The 24,778-nt window shown below is 64.4% G+C and carries 20 protein-coding genes and 1 pseudogene; 14 read left to right on the plus strand and 7 right to left on the minus strand.

Annotation, left to right across the window (positions count from 1 at the left end; translation table 11 throughout):
• The first annotated feature begins 26 nt into the window (after positions 1 to 26).
• The 3 genes from LZK81_RS24350 to LZK81_RS24360 are packed head-to-tail and all read left to right on the plus strand — an operon-like array spanning position 27 to position 3,523.
• Complete coding sequence (locus LZK81_RS24350; RefSeq protein ID WP_418936527.1) at positions 27 to 1,019, plus strand: ABC transporter permease; 993 nt, start codon at positions 27 to 29, stop codon at positions 1,017 to 1,019.
• Entirely contained in the window at positions 1,016 to 1,864 is an 849-nt protein-coding gene (locus tag LZK81_RS24355; protein ID WP_233957813.1) for an ABC transporter permease, read from the plus strand. The genes LZK81_RS24350 and LZK81_RS24355 overlap by 4 nt, the downstream gene beginning before the upstream one ends.
• Positions 1,865 to 3,523: an ABC transporter ATP-binding protein gene (locus LZK81_RS24360; RefSeq protein ID WP_233957614.1), complete on the plus strand. Its 1,659-nt coding sequence runs from the start codon at positions 1,865 to 1,867 to the stop codon at positions 3,521 to 3,523.
• Between the two features lie 52 nt (positions 3,524 to 3,575).
• Here the strand turns inward: LZK81_RS24360 and LZK81_RS24365 are convergent, their stop codons facing one another.
• Positions 3,576 to 4,052 (minus strand): Lrp/AsnC family transcriptional regulator, encoded by a 477-nt coding sequence (locus LZK81_RS24365; RefSeq protein WP_037086105.1) that lies wholly within the window; start codon positions 4,050 to 4,052, stop codon positions 3,576 to 3,578.
• Positions 4,053 to 4,285: 233 nt separating this feature from the next.
• Between LZK81_RS24365 and LZK81_RS24370 the strand changes: the two genes are divergently transcribed.
• Together LZK81_RS24370 and LZK81_RS24375 are read left to right on the plus strand one after the other, a co-directional pair.
• The gene (locus tag LZK81_RS24370) at positions 4,286 to 5,611 is read left to right on the plus strand and encodes an NAD(P)/FAD-dependent oxidoreductase (RefSeq protein ID WP_233957615.1); all 1,326 of its coding nucleotides are present in this window, start codon (positions 4,286 to 4,288) and stop codon (positions 5,609 to 5,611) included.
• 55 nt (positions 5,612 to 5,666) lie between these two features.
• On the plus strand, positions 5,667 to 6,572 hold the full coding sequence (locus tag LZK81_RS24375) for a LysR family transcriptional regulator (protein WP_037086110.1): 906 nt from the start codon (positions 5,667 to 5,669) through the stop codon (positions 6,570 to 6,572).
• A gap of 19 nt (positions 6,573 to 6,591) precedes the next feature.
• Here the strand turns inward: LZK81_RS24375 and LZK81_RS24380 are convergent, their stop codons facing one another.
• Genes LZK81_RS24380 through LZK81_RS24395 form a run of 4 tightly spaced genes read right to left on the minus strand, consistent with a single transcriptional unit; the run spans position 6,592 to position 12,355 of the window.
• Positions 6,592 to 7,959 carry an NAD(P)/FAD-dependent oxidoreductase gene (locus LZK81_RS24380; protein ID WP_233957616.1) on the minus strand — a complete coding sequence of 456 codons (1,368 nt, stop codon included), beginning with the start codon at positions 7,957 to 7,959 and terminating at the stop codon, positions 6,592 to 6,594.
• Positions 7,956 to 8,279 carry a (2Fe-2S)-binding protein gene (locus LZK81_RS24385; RefSeq protein WP_233957617.1) on the minus strand — a complete coding sequence of 108 codons (324 nt, stop codon included), beginning with the start codon at positions 8,277 to 8,279 and terminating at the stop codon, positions 7,956 to 7,958. The genes LZK81_RS24380 and LZK81_RS24385 overlap by 4 nt, the downstream gene beginning before the upstream one ends.
• Positions 8,276 to 10,264 carry a hydantoinase B/oxoprolinase family protein gene (locus LZK81_RS24390; RefSeq protein WP_233957618.1) on the minus strand — a complete coding sequence of 663 codons (1,989 nt, stop codon included), beginning with the start codon at positions 10,262 to 10,264 and terminating at the stop codon, positions 8,276 to 8,278. The genes LZK81_RS24385 and LZK81_RS24390 overlap by 4 nt, the downstream gene beginning before the upstream one ends.
• 6 nt (positions 10,265 to 10,270) lie before the next feature.
• Entirely contained in the window at positions 10,271 to 12,355 is a 2,085-nt protein-coding gene (locus LZK81_RS24395; RefSeq protein WP_233957619.1) for a hydantoinase/oxoprolinase family protein, read from the minus strand.
• Positions 12,356 to 12,569: 214 nt separating this feature from the next.
• Here LZK81_RS24395 and LZK81_RS24400 point away from each other — a divergent pair, with 214 nt between their 5' ends.
• The gene (locus LZK81_RS24400; protein WP_233957620.1) at positions 12,570 to 13,703 is read left to right on the plus strand and encodes an NAD(P)/FAD-dependent oxidoreductase; all 1,134 of its coding nucleotides are present in this window, start codon (positions 12,570 to 12,572) and stop codon (positions 13,701 to 13,703) included.
• Here the strand turns inward: LZK81_RS24400 and LZK81_RS24405 are convergent.
• Entirely contained in the window at positions 13,671 to 14,594 is a 924-nt protein-coding gene (locus LZK81_RS24405; protein WP_233957621.1) for a helix-turn-helix domain-containing protein, read from the minus strand. The two genes, LZK81_RS24400 and LZK81_RS24405, sit on opposite strands and share 33 nt — an antisense overlap.
• Before the next feature lie 143 nt (positions 14,595 to 14,737).
• Between LZK81_RS24405 and LZK81_RS24410 the strand changes: the two genes are divergently transcribed.
• From LZK81_RS24410 to LZK81_RS24445, 8 genes and pseudogenes are all read left to right on the plus strand, one after another.
• A complete protein-coding gene (locus LZK81_RS24410; RefSeq protein WP_233957622.1) occupies positions 14,738 to 16,183 on the plus strand; it encodes an aldehyde dehydrogenase family protein in 1,446 nt (481 codons plus the stop codon).
• A gap of 44 nt (positions 16,184 to 16,227) precedes the next feature.
• Positions 16,228 to 17,430 (plus strand): amino acid ABC transporter substrate-binding protein, encoded by a 1,203-nt coding sequence (locus LZK81_RS24415; protein WP_233957623.1) that lies wholly within the window; start codon positions 16,228 to 16,230, stop codon positions 17,428 to 17,430.
• Positions 17,431 to 17,494: 64 nt separating this feature from the next.
• The gene (locus LZK81_RS24420) at positions 17,495 to 18,361 is read left to right on the plus strand and encodes a branched-chain amino acid ABC transporter permease (protein WP_233957624.1); all 867 of its coding nucleotides are present in this window, start codon (positions 17,495 to 17,497) and stop codon (positions 18,359 to 18,361) included.
• Positions 18,358 to 19,299 carry a branched-chain amino acid ABC transporter permease gene (locus LZK81_RS24425; RefSeq protein WP_233957625.1) on the plus strand — a complete coding sequence of 314 codons (942 nt, stop codon included), beginning with the start codon at positions 18,358 to 18,360 and terminating at the stop codon, positions 19,297 to 19,299. The genes LZK81_RS24420 and LZK81_RS24425 overlap by 4 nt, the downstream gene beginning before the upstream one ends.
• Complete coding sequence (locus LZK81_RS24430; protein WP_046606564.1) at positions 19,296 to 20,027, plus strand: ABC transporter ATP-binding protein; 732 nt, start codon at positions 19,296 to 19,298, stop codon at positions 20,025 to 20,027. The genes LZK81_RS24425 and LZK81_RS24430 overlap by 4 nt, the downstream gene beginning before the upstream one ends.
• Positions 20,020 to 20,724 (plus strand): annotated as a pseudogene (locus tag LZK81_RS29485) (ABC transporter ATP-binding protein); the annotation flags it as partial. The gene LZK81_RS24430 and the pseudogene LZK81_RS29485, both read left to right, overlap by 8 nt.
• Before the next feature lie 660 nt (positions 20,725 to 21,384).
• Positions 21,385 to 22,863 (plus strand): aldehyde dehydrogenase family protein, encoded by a 1,479-nt coding sequence (locus LZK81_RS24440; protein ID WP_105401707.1) that lies wholly within the window; start codon positions 21,385 to 21,387, stop codon positions 22,861 to 22,863.
• 23 nt (positions 22,864 to 22,886) lie between these two features.
• Entirely contained in the window at positions 22,887 to 24,443 is a 1,557-nt protein-coding gene (locus tag LZK81_RS24445; RefSeq protein ID WP_233957627.1) for a flotillin family protein, read from the plus strand.
• A gap of 85 nt (positions 24,444 to 24,528) precedes the next feature.
• Here LZK81_RS24445 and LZK81_RS24450 read toward each other — a convergent pair whose 3' ends face one another.
• Entirely contained in the window at positions 24,529 to 24,726 is a 198-nt protein-coding gene (locus LZK81_RS24450) for a hypothetical protein (protein ID WP_233957628.1), read from the minus strand.
• Positions 24,727 to 24,778 lie beyond the last annotated feature (52 nt).

A 24,778-nucleotide genomic window follows, 5' to 3' on the forward strand; every position in this document is an offset into this window, starting at 1 on the left:
ATAGCGCTGTCCTGGTTCGTCCATGGATGGTGCCGGCTATCTCGAACTTTTCAGGCAAGGAAACCCTATTGCGCACCTATGTCCTTGGACTCATCACGAACCGGCTCGGCAGTTCCGCCCTGACGCTGCTGATCGTGTCCTTCGCGGTCTTTTTCGCAACGGCAATGCTGCCGGGCGATACCGCCACGATCCTGCTCGGTCAGGCCGCGACGCCGGAAGCCGTTGCCGGCCTAAGGGCTGCGATGCATCTCGACGAACCCGCCTTCCTCCGTTTCGGGCGATGGCTCATAGGATTGCTGCAGGGCGATCTGGGGATATCCTATGTCAACAATCTACCGGTCGCACAGCTGATCGGGGCACGGTTCGTCAACACGATGCGTCTTGCCGGCATCGTCACCCTTTTTGCGGTTCCCCTGTCGCTGACGCTTGGCATCACTGCCGCCATGTTTCGTGGCTCCGTCTACGACCGTATCGTGACAATCCTGACGATCGGCGTCATCTCGGTGCCCGAGTTCATGATCGCGACCTCGGCCGTGCTCCTGTTCTCCGTCTATCTCAAATGGTTGCCGGCGCTTTCTTTCGCCAGCGATGTCACGTCCTTCTGGCAGGTGCTGAGGATCTACGCCATGCCGGTCATCACGCTCACCTTTGTCGTCTCGGCCCAGATGATCCGCATGACCCGCGCCGCCGTCATCGATACGATCAACACGCCCTATGTGGAGGCCGCAATCCTCAAAGGTGCGTCACGCTGGCGCGCAGTCCTGCTGCACGCACTGCCGAACGCGGTCGGCCCGATCGCCAATGCGATTGCTCTCTCACTCTCCTATCTGGTCGGCGGCGTCATCATCGTCGAGACGATCTTCAACTACCCCGGCGTCGCAAAGCTGATGGTCGACGGTGTTTCCACCCGGGATCTCCCGCTCATTCAATCCTGCGCCATCATTTTCTGCGTCGGCTACCTCGCGCTCATCACGTTCGCCGACATTGTTGCAATCCTGGCCAATCCGAGGGTGCGCTGACCATGACGACGTCCACGACGCTGCCCCGTAGAGTGAGTTATCGTTTCAGCTGGGTTGGAATGATCGGCTTTACTGTCATTCTCTTCTGGGCGGTGATCGCCCTTCTCGCGCCCCATATCATCCCCCATCCTGTTGGCGAGATCATCGACGAAGACTATTTCGGCCCGATGAGCAGCAAACTGCTTCTCGGCTCCGACTATCTGGGCCGGGACATGTTCTCGCGCATCATCATGGGCGCCCGCTATACGGTCGGCATCTCGCTTGCCGCCGTCTGCCTCGCGTGTTTCAGCGGTGCGGCGCTCGGCATGGCGGCTGCCGTTATCGGTGGCTGGTTCGATACGCTATTGAGCCGGTTGCTCGATGCCCTCAACTCAATTCCGAGCAAGCTTTCGGGTCTGGTCGTCGCTGCTGCAGTCGGGTCATCGCTTCCCGTTCTGATCGTCATGCTGGCCGTGATCTACACGCCTGGCGCCTATCGGTTTGCCCGGTCGCTTGCCGTAAACGTGAATACGATGGATTACATCACGGTTGCCCGAACCCGTGGCGAGGGCATTCCTTATGTCGTCTTTTCGGAGATCCTGCCGAACATCACGGGGCCGCTGCTTGCCGATTTCGGCATCCGCTTCGTGTTCGTCGTCCTCCTTCTCTCCGGGCTTTCCTTCCTCGGTCTCGGCGTCCAGCCGCCCTATGCGGATTGGGGAGCACTGGTTCACGAGAATATCGGCGGCCTGCCATTCGGGGCGCCCGCCGTCATCGTTCCCTCGCTGGCAATTGCGAGCCTCACCATCAGCGTCAATCTGCTGATCGACAATTTGCCCAAGAAGATACGCGATCGGAGCACGTGAATGGAAAATCTCGTTGAAATTCGCGATCTGAGGGTAGAGGCAACGACCGATGCGGGCCGCCGCATCGAGATTATCAAAGGCATCGACCTCGATGTCGCGCCGGGCGAAATCGTCGCTCTGATCGGAGAAAGCGGATCGGGAAAGACGACGATCGCGCTGACGATCATGGGCTATGCCCGTCCCGGCTGTCGGATCTCGAGCGGCAGCGTCACAGTGGCCGGCAAGGACATGGTGACGCTGAGCGAGCGTCAGCGCGCACATGTGCGTGGCCTCGAGGTCTCCTATGTGCCGCAGTCCGCCGCGGCCGCGTTCAACCCGTCGAAGCGCATCATCGACCAGGTTGTCGAAGTTACGCGCATCCATCGGCTGATGCCGCTAGCGCAGGCCAGGGAGAAGGCAATTTCCCTGTTCAGGTCGCTTTCGCTGCCCAATCCCGAAGAGATCGGCAACCGTTATCCGCACCAGGTTTCCGGTGGTCAGTTGCAACGCCTTGCCGCCGCGATGGCCCTTATCGCCGATCCGAAGCTCGTCATATTCGACGAGCCGACCACCGCGCTCGACGTAACCACCCAGATCGAGGTGTTGCGCGCCTTCAAGGCGGTGATGAAGAAAAGCGGCATCGCCGGCGTCTATGTATCCCACGATCTCGCGGTCGTCGCCCAGATCGCCGATCGCATCGTCGTGCTGCGCGGCGGCGATGTGCAGGAAGTCGGCAACACCGCCGATATCCTGTCCGATGCCAAGCATCCCTATACGCGCGAGCTGCTTTCGGCCTTTGAACCGAAGTCTCGCGGCGAAAGTGTGGTTGTTGCAGCGCCGGAACACGCGCCGCTCCTGAAGGTCGACGGCCTGATCGCCGGGTACGGCCCGGTCCAGGCCGACGGTCTGCCGCTCGTCAGGGCCGTGCAGGAGGCAAGCCTTTCCCTGGAACGAGGCCGCAATCTCGGCATCATCGGTGAATCCGGCTGCGGCAAGTCCACGCTTGCTCGCTCGATTGCCGGTATCCTCCCCGCATCAGCCGGTCAACTGACCCTCGACGGGCGCGAACTTGCCCGCTCCGCCCGGCAGAGAAGCCGGGAGCAGTTGCGCGAGCTGCAGATCGTCTTCCAGCATGCGGACACCTCGCTCAATCCGGCCAAAACGATCGAGGAAATTCTCGGACGGCCGCTGAAATTCTACCATGGCATGAAAGGCAAGGTCCGGGATGCCCGGATCGACGAGCTTCTCGACATGGTTCGCCTGCCGAAGACGCTTCGCAGCCGAACCCCCGCCGAGCTTTCGGGCGGTCAGAAACAGCGCGTCAATTTTGCCCGGGCGCTCGCCGCCGAGCCGAAACTGATCGTCTGCGACGAGATCACCTCCGCCCTCGACACCGTCGTTGCGGCGGCGGTCATCGATCTCCTGAAGGAAATGCAGCGGGAACTTTCCCTCTCTTACATCTTCATCAGCCACGATCTCTCTGTTGTCGAAGCGATCTGCGACGAGATCGTCGTGATGTATAACGGCCGCAAGGTCGAGGAAATCACGCCTTCGATCTCGAAGGTCCCGCAGCACCCCTATTCGAAACTGCTGTTCTCGTCCGTACCGAAGCTCGATCCGGGCTGGCTCGATCGTCTGGAGCGTGATCCCGAACTCGTCAAAACCTACGTGCACGCCTGAGACGGCAATTGCCGTCTCACGTCCATGGACAATGCGGCTTGGACCGTGCGGACTATACCCGGAACAGGCTGATGAGCGGCATATGCGCTTTGACGATCGGCGACTTCAGGACAACGAAGCTGAAATATTTGTCGATGCCGATATCCATGTCGGTCAGCCGTTCCATGATCGTCTGATATTCGCCGATACCGGCGGTGACGAATTTGAGCATATAGTCGTACCCGCCCGACACCAGGTGGCATTCGATCACCTGATCGACTTTTTCCACGGCTGCGAGAAAACGCGCGAAGTCGATCTGCCGATGGTTCTTGAGCGTGACCTCGGTGAAGACCGTCAAGGTCTGGCCAAGCTTGCCGATGTTGATCTGGGCCGAATACCCCTCGATATACCCTTCCTGCTGAAGCTTCTTGACGCGCATCAGGCAGGGGCTGGGTGAAAGATTGACCAGCTCGGCAAGCTCGACATTGGTGATGCGGCCGTTCTTCTGCAACTCGTAGAGGATCTTGATGTCGATACGATCGAGCTTCACGAAGGCACCTCCCAACGGGAGCGGCATTTTATGCCGCAGATTTTCGAGATCGACTTTAACGCATTGGCTTGTCTTGTCTATTCCATTCTGCGCACGAACGGCCAGCACAATAAGTTGCATCATCGGCCATGAGCGGAATCTTGTGCGGTTCGAGAGGCGTGTGCGGTAACCTCGACGCGGGCTGCACCATTATGCTGGCGCACCGACCCGTTTGCGCCAGGAGAACGAATACCATGCCAGCACCGCTCACGCTCGTCGAAACCGACGCCCGACTGCCGCCTTCTGCCGACGCGGTCGTCATCGGTGCCGGTATCGTCGGCGTGTTCACGGCTTATTATCTCGCCGGACGCGGCCTGAAGGTGGCGCTCATCGAAAAGGGGCGCGTCGGAGCCGAACAATCGAGTCGCAATTGGGGCTGGTGCCGGCAGCAGAACCGCGATGCGCGCGAACTTCCGATGGCGACCAAAAGCCTCGACCTGTGGGAAGGCTTTGCCGCCGAGACCGGCGAGGATACCGGCTTCCGACGCTGCGGTCTCCTCTATCTCAGTGACGACGAGGAAGAACTGGCAGGCTGGGCCCGCTGGCGGGATTTCGCCCGCACGGTGGGCGTCACCACCCACATGCTCGACAGTGCCGAGGCAACCGAGCGCGGTAAGGCGACGCGCCGCACCTGGAAAGGCGGCGTGTACTCGCCGACGGACGGGACCGCCGACCCCGCCAATGCTGCCCCGGCAGTCGCCCGCGCGATCGTAAAACTGGGTGGGGCGGTGCTCCAGAACTGCGCGGCGCGCGGCATCGAGATGGAAGGCGGCAGGCTCTCGGCCGTCGTAACCGAACACGGCACGATACGGACCAAGGTCGCAATCCTGGCCGGTGGTGCCTGGGCTTCGTCCTTTTGCCGCCAGCTCGGCATTCGGTTCCCACAGGCCTCGATCCGCTCCTCCATCCTCTCCGTCGGCCCCGGTGACGGGAACCTGCCGGATGCGCTCCACACCGCCCGCGTCTCGGTGACCCGCCGGGGTGACGGTGGCCACACGCTCGCCATCAGCGGGCGCGGACGGATCGACCTGACGGCCCAGAACATGCGTTTCGCGGCGCAGTTCCTGCCGATGTTCATGCGCCGATGGCGCAGCCTGTCGCCGGGCGGCCTCGAAGGTCTGCGCAGCGGTCACGAAAGCCTGACCCGCTGGCGGCTGGACCGGCCGACGCCGATGGAGCATATGCGCATCCTCGATCCGGCCGTCGACGCGCGCACGATCAAGCTGACCTATGAGCGCGCCGTCGAATTGCTGCCGGCCATCGGCGGGCGCCGCATCACTGCGAATTGGGCCGGCTATATCGATTCGACCCCGGACGGGGTTCCGGCGATCGGCGAAGTCGCGAGTGTTCCGGGCTTCATTCTGGCCGCGGGGTTCAGCGGCCACGGTTTTGGTATCGGACCGGGCGCCGGCCACCTGATCGCCGACATCGTCACCGCCACCAAGCCGATCGTCGACCCGCTACCCTATCATCCCAAACGTTTCGAAGCGTCTGCCTGGGGCAAGGTGGCGGACTTCTGATCCCGGGGCCTATACACTAGAGTGAAACCCGCGAACCAAGGACACGGTGAACCGGATGCAGGCACGCCAGCTCGAGGTCTTTTGCATGCTCATGCGGACCGGGACGGTGACCGGCGCCGCGGCGATGCTCAACATATCGCAGCCGGCGCTCAGCCAGATCCTGCTGCATGCCGAGGACCAGCTGGGCTTCAAGCTTTTCAACCGGGTCCGCGGAAAGCTGGTTCCGACCCGGGAGGCCGAAGAGCTTTATCCGGAGTGCGAACGGATTTTTTCGGAGCTCGGCGCCCTCCGACGGCGCACCACGGACATGCGTTTCGGCCGCACCGGGCTGATACGGGTCGCCGCATCAGCACCGCCGGCGATGTCGATCGTACCCAAAGCACTTCTGTCGTTCCGTGCGGCCCATCCCGATATCGTCGTGCGCTCGCTGATCGCCCCGCTGGTCAACGTCGTCGACATGATCCGCGACGGTGACGCGCCGCTCGGAATCGTGATGAACAACACGGCCCGTCCGGGCATCGAGGTGGAGACACTCGGGCACACGCAACTTGTCTGCATCGTCCCTGAACACCATCGGCTGGCCGAATTGGATCGGATCGGCTTTGCCGACCTGCAGGATGAGACTTTGATCTCCTACCGGGCCGGCACACTGCCGGGCCGCCTTCTGGTCAGCGCCGCAGCCGCGGAAATGCAGATATTCAACCCGGCGATCGAGATCGATATCTCGATTACCGCTCTCCCCTTCGTCCGCGACGGCTTTGGTGTCGCAATCGTTGACGGGCTCCTGCCATGGCAGCAGTTCCCGGGCCTTGTCCTCAGGCCACTGCGGCAGAAGATTTCGGTGCCGATTGCCCTGCTCACCAGCCGGGACCGGCCTTTGACCGGAAGCCATCTCGCCATGCGCGACGATCTGCGCGAAGCCTGTGCCAGCATCCTGAAGGCAAGCGGCCTGGAATCGTAAGCCTCTTTCGCCAAACCGGTCAGGCATCGCGAACCCAGAGGCCGATCGGGAGGGGCCTGGCGGGCGCCTGTTCGCGGAGCCGCCCCGCATCGCAAACCTTGATGCAGGCCGTGCCGGCAATCAGTTCGGCACCGGCGAGCTGGCAGTAACGCCCCTGGCAGCGGCCCATTCCGACGCGCGCCAGCGATTTGACCCGGTTGGCTTCGCCACCCCCGTAAACGACGCTCTCGCGCAACTGGCCCGCCGTCACCCCTTCGCAGCGGCAGACGATCGTATCGTCCGGAACGGCGCGAATCATTTCGCCCGGCCAGGGAAAGGCGCGCGCGATGGCGCGGGCAAAACGTTCGTAGCGACCCAACCGGCGCAGATCCGATCTCGCGTCGGGCGAAGGAAGACCCATATCGGCAAGGCAGGCGGTCGCGGCAAGCCGACCGGCTACCTCCGCCCCGTCCGCACCGAGAATTCTCAGGCCATCACCGGCCAGATACAGGCCCTCGGCCGCCCTGCCCATCCGGTCGGTCCGGGGCAGCCATTGCGACCAGCTTTCGTCGTAGTCGAACGTGCAGCCTGCCAGGCCCGCGAGCTGCGTTTCGGCGCGCAAGTGCCAGCCAAGGCCGACCATGTCGCATGCCGTCACATGCGCCCGGCCGCGAGCATCCCGCCAGCACAGGCCGACGGGGCCGCGTTCGTCGGTTTCGATCCGATCCAAGGTCACGCCGGCATGATAAAGCCGGCCGAGCTTTGCCCGCATCAGCAGGCCACGCAGGACCAGGCCCGGCCTTGCCAGCATGCCCGGAAGACCCGCCGCCTGGTTGCGGATCGTGGATGTTTCGAGGATCGCGGCGATTTTGGTGCCGGCTTTCAGCAACTGGGTCGCGACGAGTGTCAGCAACGGCCCCGAACCGGCAAGAACGATCCGGCTGCCGAGGGCGACGCCTTGCGCCTTCAGGGCGATCTGTGCCGCTCCGAGGCTGTAGACACCCGGCGCCTGCCAGCCGGGGACCGGCGCCAGGCGATCCATGGCGCCGGTGGCGAGGATCAGGCGGTCGTAGGTGAAATCCTTGCGACCGGTCGGCGTCAGCGCCTGCAGAAAATCGCCGGCGATCGTCAGGACCGAGCTTTGTGGATGATAGTCGATCTGTCCGGCGGCAACCATGCGGTCGAACGCCGTATGGAGTGCCACGGCCTTGCGGGCTTCCGATCCGTAGAGCTGTTCCGGCGGGCGCACGAAACCGTTTGGCGGGCGTCGATAGATCTGGCCACCCGCTTTGGTGCCCTCGTCGATGACTATGGGTCTGATCCCGGCCTGGACCAGACGCTCGGCGGCGCGGATACCGGCCGGTCCGGCACCGACGATCACCACCTTTTCAACGCCCGGTGCCGTCATGGCCATGTCCCCGGCGGCACGGTCCGCAACTGCATGCCGTCCGCGACCAATGTCGAACAGGCCCGCAGCCGCCCGCCGTCTTCCAGCCATAACCAGCAATCCTGGCAGGCTCCCATCAAACAGAAGCCCGCTCGTTTCTCCCGGCCGAATTCCGACTGCCGCACGGCAGATGCGGAGACCAGGACGGCGGTGAGCACCGTATCGCCGGCCAGTGCTTTGCAATCGGCGCCATCCAGCCGGAACCGAACCTGCGGCCTACCCTTTTCGGCAAGGCGCACAATCCGTCCGCCGAGAGCGTCAGGCTGCAGCTCTGACGTCATTCGGCAGCCTCTTTTCGTGCCTCGGCGGGGCTTGGCATGTTCGTGAAGCGTGCGCGCACATCCGCGAACGCGGCAGCCACGCCTTCGGCACCTGCACGCCCCTTCATCCGGCGGAAGATCTCCGTCTTGGTGAAGAAACGCCAATGGATGGGAAGGCCCTGCAACAGGTCAGTCAGCAGATCGTAGGCCTCCGGCGTCCATTGCGCCTCGTAACCCTCGCGCTCGGGACCATAGTGGAAGTGTCCGGCCGGTGCGGTCCGTGCGGCTCTCACCTTTTCGGTTTCAGCCTCGTCCACCATGCCGTCGCGGATCACGACGCCGTAGTCACGTTCGGCAGCCTCGGAGGAAACGTAACCGCGTGCGACGTCCTGCGCCACGCGCCAGGTCTCGCGCTCGACAGGGTCGCCGCGCCCGCCGCCGCCGGCTGAGCGGATCTCCAGGACATCGCCGGGCTGCAGGATCGCGGTATCGATATTGCCGAGCCGCTGGAAGTCGTCACGGCCGGGGTTCAGCACCATGTCGGACAGGCCGGCAGCCCTGCCGCCCAGCGTGCCCCAGGGGCGGAAGAAGCTGCGGTCGCGGTTGCGGGCGGTGATGCGGCTGCCGGGCGAAAAGACCCGAAAGGCCATTTCGGTCGCCAGCCCGCCGCGCCAGCGTCCGGCGCCACCGCTGTCCCTTGCCAGGCCATATTTGATGAACTCGATTGGCACTTCCGTCTCGGTGATCTCGATCGGCGTATTCTTGAGATAGGCGGCATCGGCGCCGGAGCCGTTGGTACCGTCGCGGTGGGGCATGCCACCGCCGCCGCCGACCACCGGATTGACGGCGGCGATCACGGTGCGGCCGTTCCGTTCGTCGGTCGTCATGACGTTGACAATGCAGTTGTTGCCTGCCGGTGCTGCCGGCAACTTTTCAGGCACGGCCTGGCAGAAGGCGCCGAATACGACGGAACGCAGCCGCGCGCAGGTCAGCGAGCGCATGCCAACGGCAGCCGGCTCAATCGGATTGAGGACGCTGCCCTTCGGCGTGATGCAGGTGAACGGTCTCGTCAGGCCGGTATTGAGGAGGATCTTGGGGTTCAGAGTGTAAAGTACATAATAGACGCCGACCAGAAGGATCGTATGGCGCGGATCACCGCCCGAGGGGACATTGAGCGACGAGCCGAGCTGCGGATCGGAACCGGTGAAATCGAGGATCGCCTCGTCGCCCCGGATCGTCAGCGTCAGCTTCAGACGGCACGGGTTGGCTTCGACCGAATCCTCGTCGGCATAATCGACGAATTCCCAGGTCCCGTCCGGCATCCCGCGCAGAAGATCGCGCGCCTGCGCTTCGGCATGGTCGAGCAGGACCTCGGTGCCGTCGAGAAAGGCTTGCCTGCCGAATTTCTCGACCATGGCGAGGATCTTGCGTTCGCCGGTGTTGAGCGCCCCGACCAGAGCCTTCATGTCGCCGATGTTGAGATCGGGCTTGCGGACATTGGTCGTCATGATCTTGAGAATGTTTTCGTCGAAAACACCTTCATTGACCAGCTTCATCGGCGGGAAGCGGATGCCTTCCTGATGGATTTCCGTCAGCGCTCGCGACAGGGAGGCCGGCACCGCGCCGCCCATGTCAGTGTTGTGGATATGACCGCCGGTCCAGGCAATGATCTCGCCATCGTAGAAGACCGGTTTCCACAGATGGGTGTCCGGCGTGTGCGTCGCCACGAAGCAGGAATAGGGATCGTTGGTGAATGCCACGTCGCCGGGCTTGTAGTCGTCGATCATCGCGATCGCACGGGTATAGGTAAGACCTGGATACCAGGTCGCTCCCAATCCCATCGGCACGCCGAACGTCTCGTATTTGCGGTTGATCAGCATGACAGTGAAGTCTTCCGTCTCCTTGACGAAAGCGGAATGCGCGGTCCGCTGCAGCGTATAGGCCATGTTTTCGGCTGCAGCGCGGGTGTGATTGGCAAACACCTGAAGGTTCAAGGGATCGAACATGGGCCGTTACTCCGAAAAGGTGAGATGCAGGTTCAGTTGACGATCGACCTCGACAAGTGCGCCGCTCGGGATTGCAAAGGTCGTATCTTCCTGGGCAACGACCGCCGGGCCGGCGAAGCGGCTGCCTGGGCGCAGGCGATCACGCCGATAGAGGCCGATCCATTCGAAGCTCTTGCCGGTAAAGACCGGGATTTCGCGCTCGGGGTTAGCCGCCTCACCCTCCTGTCGGGCATTGACCGGGATTTCCAGTGCCGGGCCGGCCCCGATTGCCGAGAGACGCAGGTTGACGATCTCGATCGCTCCGTCCGGATCATGGAAGTCGTAGAGCCGGGCATGCATGGCATGGAAGGCTTCCTCGATCGAACCGAGCTTGCCCTCGGCGATCCAGGCCGGCTGGATTGCTACCTCGATCTCGAAGCTTTGGCCGACATAACGCATGTCGGCGGAGACGTTGAGCGTCGCGGCGCCGGCATGCCCCTGCTTGGCGAGCCAGTTGCGCCCCTCGAGGGCAAGCGCGTCCAGCGCCTCGCGCATTTGCGGTGCGGCCTGGTCGGAGAGATGGGTAAACACCGTGCGGATGAAGTCGCCGCGCAGATCTGCAACCAGCCCCCCGAGCGCCGAGACGACACCCGGGCGCGGTGCGCCGATCACCTTCGCCATATGAAATTCGCGGGCGAGGAACGCGCCGAGCATCGGGCCGCCGCCGCCGAACGGCATCAGCGTGAATTCCCTGAGATCGACGCCGGCGCGCGATGCGAGTTTCTCGACCTCCACGAACATTTCCGAGATGGCGACGTCGAGGATGGCCTGGGCGGCCTCCTCCGCGGTCCGGCCAATCTTTTCAGCGAGCCGCGTGACGGCCGCGCGGGCAAGGCCGACGTCGATCTGTAGCTGCCCGTAGGCCATCTGGCTGTGACCGAGCCAGCCGCAGACGGCCATGGCGTCGGTCACGGTCGCCTGCTCTCCGCCACCTCCGTAACAGGCTGGTCCAGGTGTCGAGCCGGCCGATTCCGGCCCGACCCGCAACACGCCCTGCGCATCGACGCTGGCGATCGAGCCGCCACCTATGCCGATCGAGCTGACCGAAACGGACGGGATATGCAATGGGAACTCGCCGACCAGTTCACCGGTGCCGAATTGCGGTTCGCCGTCGATGATCAGCGCAAAGTCGGCCGAGGTGCCGCCGATATCGAGGGTGAGGATATGCTTCTCGCCGGCACGACGGGCGAGCCAGGCGGCGCCTATGACACCGGAGGCGGTGCCGGACAACAGCATCTGAACGCAGGACCGTTTGCCTTCGTCGGCATTCATCACGCCGCCGTTCGACTTGGTCAGCAGCGCCGGCGCCGTGACGCCACGCGACAACAATTTTTCCTCGAGTGCGGTCAGATAACCGGAGACACGCGGATGGACGTAACCGTTGAGGATAGCAGTGGTGGTCCGCTCGTATTCGCGGATCACCGGCCAGACCTCGCACGACGTGAAGACGAAGAGTTCGGGGGCGATCCGGGCGATTTCCTGCTTGACCGCCACCTCATGGATGTCGGTGCGCCACGAATGCAGGAAGGAGACAATGATGCCGGCGGCGCCGTTGGCCTTCGCCTTTGCGACCGCTGCCGCAACCGCCTCCATATCCGGCGCCTCGACCTCGCTGCCATCCGCCCGCAAGCGAGCGGGGATGCCGAAGATCATGTCGCGGGCGATGAGCTGGTCCGGCCGGGAGCAGAACAGGGAATAGACGTCCGGCATCCGCAACCGCGCCAGCTCGATGACGTCTTCGAAGCCGGCATTGGTCATCAGCGCCAGCGAGACGCCGCGACGCTGGATCACGGTGTTGATACCGACGGTCGTTCCGTGGACAAAACGGCTGACGGCTGCCGGTTCGAGCCCTTCCCGTTCGGCCAGAAGCGACAGTCCCGTCATCAGTTCCGCACCCGGATCGTCCGGTGTCGTCAGAACCTTGAGCGAGGCCACCCGGCCGGATCGCGTTTCCAGTGCACAGAAGTCGATGAAGGTCCCGCCGATATCGACGCCGATCTTCCAGTCCTGCTGATCGCTGGTTCCTTTGCCTGGCGCGGCCGCACTGTCCATGTCGCTAAGTCCTTTCCTGCTGCTTGTCGTGAAGCTGGCACGGATGGGCAAAGGCGGTCCAAGAGCGAAAACGCCGCTGCCCATAAGTGCCGCTTATGCCTCGCCAGGGACGTCCCATAGGTCCGACTTATGGGAGGGCGAAAACCTCGACTTTGACACCGGCCGGCTACACCGGAATGGTGGCGGGGATGAAAGACATTGCGGAAACGGCCTCATGGATGTGATCGTGCTGGGTGGTGGCCTGATGGGGGCCGCATCGACCTATTTTCTTGCCCGGCGTGGTCTGCGCGTGACGCTCATCGAGCGGAACTGCGTCGGCAGCGGCGCGACGGTCGCTTCGTTCGGCAATATCCGCCGCAGCGGCCGTTACCTGCCGCAACTTCCCCTCGCCCGACGATCCCTGACGCTTTGGGGCAAGGCGGCGGAGATGCTGGATCGGGACGTCGAGTTTCGGGCGACCGGCCATGTCCGGCTGGTGTTCAGCCAGGCGGGTATGGAGGAGATGCGGAGCTTCGCGACAGCCGCCAGACCTTGGGGTCTCAACCTTGAGGAACTTACCGCGACGGAGCTCCATGCACGTTTTCCGGGGCTCGGACCCGAGGCGATCGCCGCCTCCTTTTCCCCGGAGGATGGAAGCGGCAATCCGCGCCTGATCGCCCCTGCTTTCGCGGATGCCGCGAGACGTATCGGTGCCGAGATCGTCGAGAACGTGGAGGTGAAAGCGATCCGGCGAAGCGCCTATGGCTTCGAGGTAGAGACCTCGAACGGCGTCCATGCCGCAGCCTGCCTGCTTAACACCGCCGGCGCCTGGGGCGCCCGGATCTCCGCGCAGTTCGGGGAAACCGTCCCGATCGTCGCGAAGGGGCCGCAGATGGGGGTAACCGAGCCGCTGCCGCATCGCATCCTGCCGGTCGTCGGCGTCTGGGCCCATGACCACGGCGGTGGTTACCTGCGCCAGGTGGAGCGCGGAAACATCGTCTTCGGTGGCGGAGCGGAACGTACCGATGTTTCGCTCGACACAGGCCATGCCAAGGCCGACCCCGCCCGGCTTCCCGCCCAGCTGCGCGCCCTCCTGCCAATCCTGCCGGCGCTTGCCAATGTCTCGGTGATCCGCACCTGGTCCGGCTGCGAAGGTTATGTCGGCGACGGCCTTCCCGTCATCGGACGATCGGCAACTACGCCGGGCCTCTTCCATGCCTTCGGATTTTGCGGCCACGGTTTCCAGCTCGGCCCCGGCGTCGGCGACGTGATGGCGGAATTGATTTCGACCGGCACGACCGAGACGCCTATTCACGACTTCCGGATAGAGCGGTTTTCACGGCCAGGCGTGAAGAGCGTTCTGGCTTGACGCATCGACCTGGCTGAAGCGGCGGAGATCGAGGCGGTAGCGCGCTGGGGATTGGCCCTGCAGCGACTTGAAAAACCGGCTGAACTGAGCGGCACCGGCAAAGCCGAGGACACCGGCGACCTGCCCCAGCGACAGGGGCGAGCTCGCAAGATAAATGCGGGCCTCCATCAGCTGCCGTTCGCGGATGAGCCGCGCCGGCGGCCGGCCATAGGCGCGCAGGCAGATGTCGTTCAGCCGGTCGCGCGAAATGCCGAGTTCGCCGGCATAGCGGGCGACCGTCCAGTGCTTGCGGAAATGGCTTTCGACCAATGCGGTGAACTGGCTGGAAAGCGTCTTGGGGGCACCGGGTTGCGCGCCCGCGCCATGACCGGCCGGCAGGTTGCGATGAAGGTGGACGAGCAGAATGTGCAGCAGCGATTCCACCACGGCCGCCGACATCGGGCCGGGGCGTAGGGTTTCGGCCAATATGCCGGTAAAGCAGGCGGCGACCGCATCGCTGGCACTGTTGCCGGCACCCAGCCGCATGAACGAGGACCGCTCCACCATGAAGCGCAGCTGGGATGCTTCCGCCCGGCGCTGCAGGACACGGTCCAGCGTCGAAGCCCCCAGCAGCAGATGGGTCCCTTGCGCTCCGGCACCCAATTCCAGCCGCATGCCGTCCCGCCACGGTATCCAGCCCATGACGGGACCGGACAGGGGAAGAACCAGTTCATCCCCGTCGCGCAGAGCCGCCTCGCCCTTTTCGAGGATCAGCGCCCGGAAGTTTTCCGCGTCGCCGAGGCCCGCCCGGCCGAGTACGCGCGTCTGCAGCGCTGCCCTGAACCGCTCTGCGCGAACAGGTGCTTCCGGCCGCGGGGCGGGCGTGGGCGGAAGCCGTTTACGGTCGGGCATCTAAAATCCCACAACAAGGAAATACATTCCCACAAAACGTCATTTACTCTGCGGCGATGTCAATCAAAATACGGCTCGCAACCTGAAAAAATAAAACAAGACGGGCTGCGGGAGGATCAACGAACGGCCGTTTGGGAGGACGCATGTTCGTAGCTAGGGGTATCGTCGGTGGAGCGTCCGTTTCCGCGCTGGATGAGCGCAGTTACGAACGCCGCGACATGGCAACGGGAACGGTGTTGACGCAGGCCGCGGCCTTCGGTGCGACCGAAGCGGAAGCCGCCGCCGATGCTGCTGCCGGAGCTTTTCCGGCATGGTCCGGCCTTCGACCTGAGGAACGCTCGGCGCTGCTCCTTCGCGGGGCGGACCTGCTGATGGAACGCATCGACAGCTTGCGCGCGATCGCTCATCTCGAGGTCGGCGCAACTCCCGAATGGGTCCGCTTCAATGTCGAGGTTGCCCAGGCGACCCTGCGTCAGGCTGCGAGCCTCGTCGATGCCATCCGCGACGACGAGGTGGAAGGCGGGCCGCCGGGTGTGCGCTACCGCCTGATCCGCCGGCCGGCCGGCGTGGTCCTGGGGCTTGCGCCATGGAATGCGGCGGTGGCCCTGGCCGTGCGGGCGGTTGCAGCGCCGATGGCGCTCGGCAACACGGTGGTGCTGAAGGGTTCGGAGCTTTGCCCCAAGGTGCACGAGACCGTGGCACAGATCCTGATCGACGCGGGCCTGCCAGACGGGGTGCTGAACTATGTGAGCAGCGCACCCGAGGATGCCCATGACGTGGTCGAGGCGCTGATTGCCCATCCAGCCGTGCGGCGCGTGAATTTCACCGGCTCGACGCGGGTCGGCAGGCAGATCGCCGAGATGGCGGCGCGGCATCTCAAGCGTTGCCTGCTGGAACTCTCCGGCAAGGCATCGTCGGTGGTGCTCGCTGATGCGGATCTGGATGGAGCTGCCAGGGCGGTCGCCCACGGCGCTTTCTTCAACCAGGGCCAGGTCTGCATGTCGACAGACCGGATCATCGTCGAGGAAAGCCTGGCCGACAGCTTCATTGCCCGGCTGAAAGTGGAGGCCGACCGACTGTGCGGCGATCCGGCCACCGGCCAGCCGCTCTACGGCCACGTCATCAGTCCGGAGGCGGCGGCGCGCCTCCACAGTCTGGTCGACGATGCCCTGGCCAAGGGTGCGGTGCTGGTCACGGGCGGCAAGAATGCCGGCACACTGATGCAGCCGACCATACTCGACCATGTCGCCTACGGCATGCGGATCTACGAGGAAGAGACCTTCGGCCCGGTGGTCGGCGTGGTTCGGGTGGCGGATGCCGACGAGGCGGTGACCGTTGCCAACGATACGGAATACGGCCTGACGGCCGCAGTCTTCGGGGTTGACCTGCCGCGCGCACGGCAAATCGCGCGACGCATAGAGGTCGGGGCGGTGCATATCAACGGGACGACCGTCTGCGACGATCCGACGATGCCCTACGGGGGCGTGAAGGCAAGCGGTTACGGCCGCTTTGGCGGGAGGGCGGTGATCGAGGAGTTCACCGAAATCCAGTGGATGACGGAACGGGACCTGCCCGACCAGGTCGGGTGAGCCCGTCACACGGACTTAGCATGCAACAACGGGAGGAGAAGAGAATGAAACGCAGGACATTTACCCGGCTGGCCGCCTTGGCGCTTGCAGCCGGCGTTGCCGGAACTCCGGCTATGGCGCAGGAGGTTCTGAAGGTCGGCGCCGTCGCGCCCAAAACCGGGCCTCTGGCCGGCGGGGCGGCGGTCAGCTATTGGCCGAACGTCAAGCTTTGGATCAGCGACGTGAACGGTCGCGGCGGCCTGAAGGTCGGCGGCAAGACCTACAAGCTCGAAGCCATCGAATACGACGACCAGACCAATCCGGGCGAAACCATCAAGGCCGTGCAGCGTCTCGTCGACCAGGACAAGGCAAAGATCGTGCTGCCGCCCTATTCGACCGGGCTCAACCTGGCCGCCGCACCGATCTACGCACGCTACGGCCTGCCGATGATCACCTCGACGGCGACCACCGACAAGGCCGATGCCCTATCCGCTCAGTTCCCCAACGTCTTCATCACCCTCGGCGGCGCCAAGCCGGTGGTCCAGGGCGTGGTGGACACCATGGTCAAGCTGCGCGACCGGGGCGATATCGGCAAGAAGCTCGCCATGGTCAACGTCGCGGACGCCTTCGGTATCGAACTGATGAACGAGGCAAAACCCGCCTTCAAGAAAGCCGGCTTCGAGCTGGTTTACGAGACGTCCTATCCGCTCGGCACCCAGGACCTGTCGCCGGTCATGAAGGCGGCCAAGGCCGCCGCTCCGGATGCCTTCATTGCCTGGTCCTATCCGCCGGACACCTTCGCCCTGACCGAACAGGCAATTGTCGAAGATCTCAAGGTCGGTGCATTCTTCACCGCCGTCGCCACGGCATTCCCGGCCTATGCGGGCCGGTTCCGCGCGGGCGTCGACGGTGTGCTGGGCATCGGCGGTGTCAATGCCGACGGAGAGGCCTTCAAGGCCTATGCCAAACGCCACGAAGAGGTCACGGGCGCCAAGCCGGACTATTGGGCGAGCGCCATGGTCTACTCGTCCTTCCAGGTCCTGGAAAAGTCGATCGAGGCTGTCGGCTCCTTCGACAATGCCGCCATCATCAAGCACATCAAGGCAAACAGCTTCGACACCGTGATCGGCCCGATCAAGTTCGACGGACACAACAACAACCCCTCGTTCTGGACGGTCGGCCAGTGGCAGGGCGGCGTGTTCAAGGGCGTGGCCTCAACCGGTCGCGACGGCGCTGTCGACGTGAAGAAAAAAGCTGCCTGGAAGTAAAAGCAACAGGCATTCCCGGGATCCGCAACCGGATCCCGGGGCATCTTTCAAGCCGGGGAATGGCATGGATATACTCATAACAGGGCTACTGCTGGGCGGAACCTATGCGCTGATCGCCATGGGCCTGAACCTCCAATACGGCATGGCCCGGATCATGAACCTCGCCAACGGCGAAATGCTGGTGGCCGGGGGGTTCGTCGCCTTCTGGTTATGGACCGGAAGCCAGATCAGCCCGCTGCTGACCGTGTTCGTCGTGGCACCGGTCGCCTTTCTGCTGAACTGGCTGATCTATCTGATTTTCCTGCGCCCACTGGTAAAGCGCGCCAAATCGCGCGGCCAGCTGGAGGTCGATTCCATCCTCACGACCTTCGGTCTGTCCTTCGTGGCCGTCGGCCTGATGCTGGCCTTTTTCGGCGGCGATTATTTCAGCTATTCCTATCTTTCGGAGCCCGTCCATATCCTGGGCGATACCTACGGCGCCAATCGTGTCGCGGCGTTTCTGGCCGCTGTCGTCATCTGCGGCCTGCTGTGGCTATGGCTCAACCGCAGCCGGGCCGGCATGACGATCCGCGCCATCTCGGTTGCCCCGGAAGCCGCGCGGCTGGTCGGCATCGATGTCCGGCGCACGGCGGCGCTGGCCTTTGCGCTCGGCGGCGCGGTCACTGCCACCGGCGGCGCACTGATCTCGACCTTCCTGACGCTCGATGCCTCGACGGGCGTGATTTTCACGCTGAAGGCGCTGGTGATCGTCATCATGGGCGGTGTGGGCGACGTGCGCGGCACGATCGTCGCGGCCCTGCTGCTGGGTCTGCTGGAAACCTTCGTCGCCCGCCTGATCGATCCCGGCCTGACATTGGCAGCCGCCTACTTGCTGTTCGTCGTGATCCTGCTGTTTCGCCCTCAGGGCCTGTTCGGGAGGCCGACCACATGAGCGTTCTTTCCTCTCGCGACTGGGGCAATCTGGCGCTGTGCGCCATAGCGCTCGCCATCGCGGCCTGCCTCCCCTGGACGGCGGGCGCCTATGGCCTGAGCATCGGCGTCACCATTGCCATGTATACGGTACTGGCCACCAGTTGGGCGCTGTTTTCCGGACCAACCCATTACATCTCGCTCGCAAGTGCAGCGTTTTTCGGCGTCGGGACCTATGTGACCGGCATCGGCATCCAGTATCTGCCCTACTGGACATTGCTGCCGATTGCCGGCGTCAGCGGCGCCGTCATGGCCGCCCTCGTCGGCCTGGCGACGCTGCGCCTGTCGGGCGTCTACTTCGTGATCTTCACGCTCGGGCTGGCCGAATTCGTGCGCCAGATCATCACCTGGAGCCAGAACATTTCCGGCACCAAGGGCATCTACGTGCTGACCTCGATCGGCGAGATGCACATCTATTGGCAATTGCTGGGGCTCGCCGCGCTGGTCTGGCTGCTGGGCTGGCTGATCGGCCGCTCGCGGCTGGGCTTTGCGCTCAGGATCATCGGCGACGACGAGGCCGTTGCGCGGCATTCGGGCATCGACACGGCGCGGGCCAAGATCCTGCTGTTCATGGTCCCCGGCGCGGTGGCCGCCATCACCGGCGCCATGCTCGCTCCGCGTTATGTCTATATCGAGCCGTCGCTCGCCTTCTCGCCGATGCTGTCCTTCCAGGTGGTGATCATGGCGCTCCTGGGCGGAACCGGCCGGCTGTGGGGACCGCTCGTCGGCGTCATTCCCTTCACCTTCCTATGGGAGGCGATCTCCGTGTCGTTCCCCAACCAGACCACCCTGCTTCTCGGTGTGTGCTTCCTCGTCATCGTCTACCTGCTGCCCAAGGGCTTTGTCGGGCTGATCGATCTGGCAGCCAGGAGAATGCGATCGGCGGAGGGCTATGTATGACCGCGCTTTTATCCCTTCGCGGCGTCACCAAGCGCTTCGGCGGCCTGGTGGCCGTCAACCGCATGGATTTCGACGTGACCGAACATCAGGTGCTAGGCCTGATCGGGCCGAACGGCTCGGGAAAATCGACCACGCTGAACCTGATTTCCGGCGCCTTTCCCGTCACCTCGGGGGCGATCAGCCTGCGAGGACAACCAATCACGCATCTGGCCGCGCAGGATATCGCGCGGCGCGGTGTGGCTCGCACCTTCCAGCTGGTGCGTCTGCTGCCCTCCATGACCGTGCTGCAAAACGTCAAGGCCGGCGCGGTCTTCGGCCATCGCCGCCATTGGGGCCATGAGGCGGATGCGGTCGCCGAGGCCATGCTGGAAAAGGTGGGTCTGGCCGGCCGCGGCCATATGATGGTGGGGCAGCTGACATATATCGATACCAAGCGGGTCGAACTGGCCCGCGTGCTCGCCGGAGAACCGGGCGTCGTGCTCCTCGACGAATGGCTTGCCGGTCTCAACCCGACCGAACTGGAGGAGGGAATACGCCTGATCCGCGGCCTGCGCGACGAAGGCCGGACGGTTATCCTTGTCGAGCATGTGATGGATGCGATCCGCTCGCTCTGCGACCGCTGCGTCGTCATGGCCGCCGGCACCAAGATCGCCGAGGGAACCCCCGCCGAGGTATTGTCCGACGCCGCCGTGATCCGCGCCTATCTGGGAGACGACGACGATGCTTGAGGTGAAGGGACTGTCCGTCTCCTATGGCCAGCACCGCGCGCTGGAAGGCGCATCGCTCAAGGTCGGCCGGGGCGAGATCGTGGTCATCCTGGGCGCCAATGGCGCCGGCAAATCCACGCTGCTCAAGGCCGTCTCCGGCATCTGCGAGGGACGCGCGACCGGCGCGATCACCATGCAGGGTCGCGAGATACTGGGGCTTGCCGCCAACAAGATCGTCGACGAAGGCATCGCTCTCGTGCCGGAAGGTCGAGGTGTCTTCGCCGATCTGTCGGTTGCCGAAAACCTGCGGCTGGGAGCCCATGCACCCCGCGCCCGCGACGAAGAGGCCGGCAATCTGGAGCGCGTGTTGCGGCTCTTTCCCAAGCTGCAGGAGCGCAGCAAGCAGATCGTGCGGACCATGTCCGGTGGGGAGCAGCAGATGGTGGCGATCGGCCGCGCGATGATGTCGAACCCCGCTCTGCTGACACTGGACGAGCCTTCGCTCGGTCTTTCTCCCCTGCTTTGTAAGGAGCTGTTCCAGGCGTTGAAGGTGGTGCGCGACACCGGCATTGGCATCCTGCTCGTGGAGCAGAATGCCAAGCAGAGCCTGGCCATCGCCGACCGCGGCTATCTGCTGGAGAATGGCCATATCATTCATGAGGGCCGGGCGCAGGACCTCCGCAACGATCCGGCGGTGCAGGCCGCCTATCTGGGCGGCAGCAAGGCGTCGGCATCAGGTCAGCGGCCGGGCGGGCGGGCGACGACGCCAGCTGCGGCACCTGGGTCGATGCCGACCCCATCTCCTGCTCCCACCTATGTTCCTCCCCGGACCACGGGAGCATCGCCCGCCGATATCGCAGCCGCAGCGCTTGCCGCCCTGCCCGCCGTTCCAATGCGCGGGGAGGTCGCAGCCCCTCACCCCGCCTCCGCTGCGCTCGGCGACCCTCTCCCCGCAAGCGGGGCGAGGGGGAACGGAAACGCCGCGGCAGATACCTTCTCCCCGCTCGCGGGGAGAAGGTGGCGGCAGCCGGATGAGGGGCAGACCACGACAGTCGGGTCTGCATCACCCCTTCGTCCGGCCGCATCGCCATCGCCGCCCGCTATGCGCGGTGCCGCAGACGCCCTGCTCGGCGGCCTGTCACTCAATGACATCATCGCGGAAGCCAGCCGCGCCAGCCGGGCCGAACACGGCACCGCCATGCCGTCCGCGCCGCCGCGCGGCCACTCCACCGTCCCGCCATCCCTCCCGGCCTCGCCCTCCCTTGAGATGGGCAACAGCCAGGATCGACTGAAAGCCGTCCTGAAAGAGATCGAGGAAGCTGCTGCCCGCGCTCGGGCGTAGCGCCACGATCCCAACCGCAACTGAGGAGATTGCATAATGCTTGATGTCGTCACGTCCCCCACGCCCTCCGTCAGGGGCATGTTCATCGGCGGCCAATGGGTGCCCGCCGCCCGCACCTTCGAGGACCTCAACCCCTCCGACAACTCCGTCTATGCGCGTATTCCGGACGGCTCCGCTGCCGACATGCGCCGGGCGATCGATGCCGCCCAGGCGGCCTTCGGCGACTGGGCGGGCCGCGCCTTTCACGAACGCGCGCACCTGCTCCTGAAGATCGCCGACGTCTGGGATCAGCGCAAGGCCGACTTCTGTGCCGCGGCCATGGCCGAAGGCGGTGGCTGGAAGGGCAAGGGCATGTTCGAGGCGGGCTATGTGGCGGAGGTGTTCCGTTCTGCGGCCGCGCTCTGCTACCAGTCCATCGGCGACGTGCTGCCATCCGAACACCACAAGTTCATGATGGCCACCCGCTTCCCGCTCGGCGTCGTCGGCGTCATCAGCCCCTGGAACATGCCGGGCATCCTGACCTCACGCGGCTTTGCCGCAGCCCTTGCCGTCGGCAACACGATCGTTCTGAAACCCTCCGAAGACACGCCCTATTCGGGCGGCCTCTACTTTGCCGAAATCCTGGAGGAGGCCGGCGTACCGGCCGGCGTCTTCAATGTCGTCACCTGCTCGCGCGACAGCGTCGGCGCCGTGGGCGACGAGATGATCGGCAACTCCAAGGTCAAGGCGATCAGCTTTACCGGCTCGACCGCCGTCGGCCGCCAGATCGCTGCCAAATGCGGCGCCTATCTCAAGAAGGTCTGTGTCGAGCTCGGCGGCAAGGATTCGATGATCCTGCTGGAGGATGCCGACCTGGATGCCGCCGCGCGGGCCGCCAATTTCGGCAGCTTCATGCACCAGGGCCAGGTCTGCATGTCGACGGAGAAGCTGCTGGTGCACGAGAAGATCTACGAGCCGTTCATGGAACGCTTCCTGGCGCGCGCCCGCAAGCTCAAGACCGGCCATACCAACGATCCCTCCAATGTCATCGGCCCGCTGGTCAACACCCGCCAGGCCCTGCGCGTAAAAGCGCTTATCGACGACGCGGTGGCCAAGGGTGCCAAGGTGGAGCTCGGCGGCCGCGCCTGGGAGAATTTCGTCGAGCCGACCGTGCTCACGAATGTCAACAGCTCCATGAACATATGGCACGACGAGACCTTCGGGCCTGTGGTCGTGGTCTGCCCGTTCCGCGACGATGGCGAGGCGGCGGCGCTCAACAACGACACGGAATACGGGCTGACCGCCGCGGTGTGGTCGAAGGACGAGGCGCGGGCCCTGCGGCTGGCCGAGCGGCTGGAAACCGGCATCTGCCACATCAACTGCCAGAATATCAACGACGAGCCGCATGTGCCCTTCGGCGGCACCAAGGCCAGCGGCGTCGGACGATATGGCGGGCGCTGGTCGCTCGACGCCTTCACCGAGCTGCGCTGGATCACACTGGATCGCGGCGGCCGCCACTTCCCGCCGCAGTTCTGACCGGCACCGAAAGGACTTTTACCATGAGCGCTCTGGGCTGGATCATCATCCTACTCATTCTTGCGGCCATCCTGATCGTGCTGGCCGCCCTGTTCTACCAGCGGGCCACCAATGAGGTGAGCCTCGTGCGCACCGGCATCGGCGGCCGCAAGGTGGTGATCGACGGCGGCACGCTGGCGATCCCCTATTTTCACGAGGTCGGACGCGTCAACATGCAGACCATCCGCATGGACGTGTCGCGCACCGGCGACAGCGCCCTGATCACCAAGGACCGCATGCGCATCGATGTCGGCGCCGAGTTCTACACCTCGGTCGTTCCTGAAAAAGCCGCGGTGGTGCGGGCCTCGCAGACGCTGGGCCGGCGCACCTTCCAGGCCGATCAGCTCAAATCCCTTATCGACGGCATGATGGTGGATGCGTTGCGCGCCGTCGCAGCCCAGATGACCATGGACGAACTGCATGAAAACCGCGGGGAGTTCGTGCGACAGGTGCATGAAGCCCTGTCGGGCACTCTTTCCAAATACGGCCTGCAGCTGGACAGCGTCTCACTGACTTCGTTCGACCAGACGCCGTTCTCGGCCCTGGACGAAAACAACGCCTTCAACGCCGTGGGCATGCGCAAGCTCGCCGAGGTCATTGCCAAATCAAAGAAGGAGCGGGCGGAGATCGAGGGCGAGAGCCAGGTCAGCGTGCGCCGCGCCGAGGTGGATTCCAACCGCCGCAAGCTGGAAATCGAGCTGGAACAGCGTCGCGCCGAGATTCAGCAGACCCAGGAGATCGAACTGCTGCTGGCACAGCAACTGACGGAAGTCGCCCGCCGCAAGGCGGAGGCCGAGACCGCGGCGGCCGAAGCCCGCATCGGCATGGAACGCGCCATCCAGTCCGCCTCTATCGCCCGCGAACAGATCATCCGCGAGGCCGAGATCAATCAGGCGCGGGCGCTTGAAATCGCCGAGCAGGATCGCTCCATCCTGATTTCGGCAAAGAGCCAGGAGGAAAGCCAGGCCAAGGCGGAGGCGGCGGACGCGCGCGCGGCCGTGATCACCGCGGAGGAAAACCTCTTGACGGTGCGCCAGGTGGCGGAGGCCGAGCGCCGCAAGCAGCTGGCGCTGCTGGCGGCCGAACAGGATGCGGAAGCGCAGGCGACACGCGTGCGCATCACCTCAGAAAGCGACCAGATCGCCGCCAAGACCCGCGGCCTGATCCGCCGGGAGGAGGCCGACACGTTGCGCATCCAGAAGAAGGCCGAAGCCGACGGCGAGGCCGCCCGGATCGAGGCGGAAAACACCCGCTCGCCGGAACTGGCGGCCATGGAGATGGAAAAGGCGCGGCTCGCCGCCCTGCCCGCCATCATCGGCGAGATGGTCAAGCCGGCCGAGAAGATCAAGGGCATCTCGATCAACCACATCACCGGCCTCAGCCGCTCGGGGGAGGCCGGCGAACGCGTGCCCTCCCCCGTCGACCAGACCATCAGCTCGATCCTCGACATGGCCGTGACCATGCCAACCATGAAAAAGCTCGGCGATGCGCTTGGCATGAACCTGGAAAGCCTCGTTCCCGAGGAGCCACGCAAGAACTGAGAAGGACGTTCAAGCCATTCGAGGATGCGCGTGGGAAACCGGCGTCGACGACCGCGGGGTATCAGGTGGCATCGTAGCCGTGTCCTCACACGGTTTTTCCTTCACGGCCTCCGAGATCGATGACCCGTGTGGATATCGTCTCGGCAATATCCCGGTCGCGAGTGACCAACAGGGTGGCGAGCCCCGTCTCTGCGGCGATCTCCCGCAGGAACGCAGAGACCTCTTTTTGGCTGACCGGGTGAAGGTGAGAGGCTGCGTTGCGAAGCCCGAGGCTGGGTACCACCACAGCCTCGGGAACCCTTTGTAGGGCGAAGGCGAAGTAGGACGCCCGTGCA

It is taken from the genome of Neorhizobium galegae, assembly GCF_021391675.1.
Classification (GTDB): Bacteria; Pseudomonadota; Alphaproteobacteria; order Rhizobiales; family Rhizobiaceae; genus Neorhizobium; species Neorhizobium galegae_B.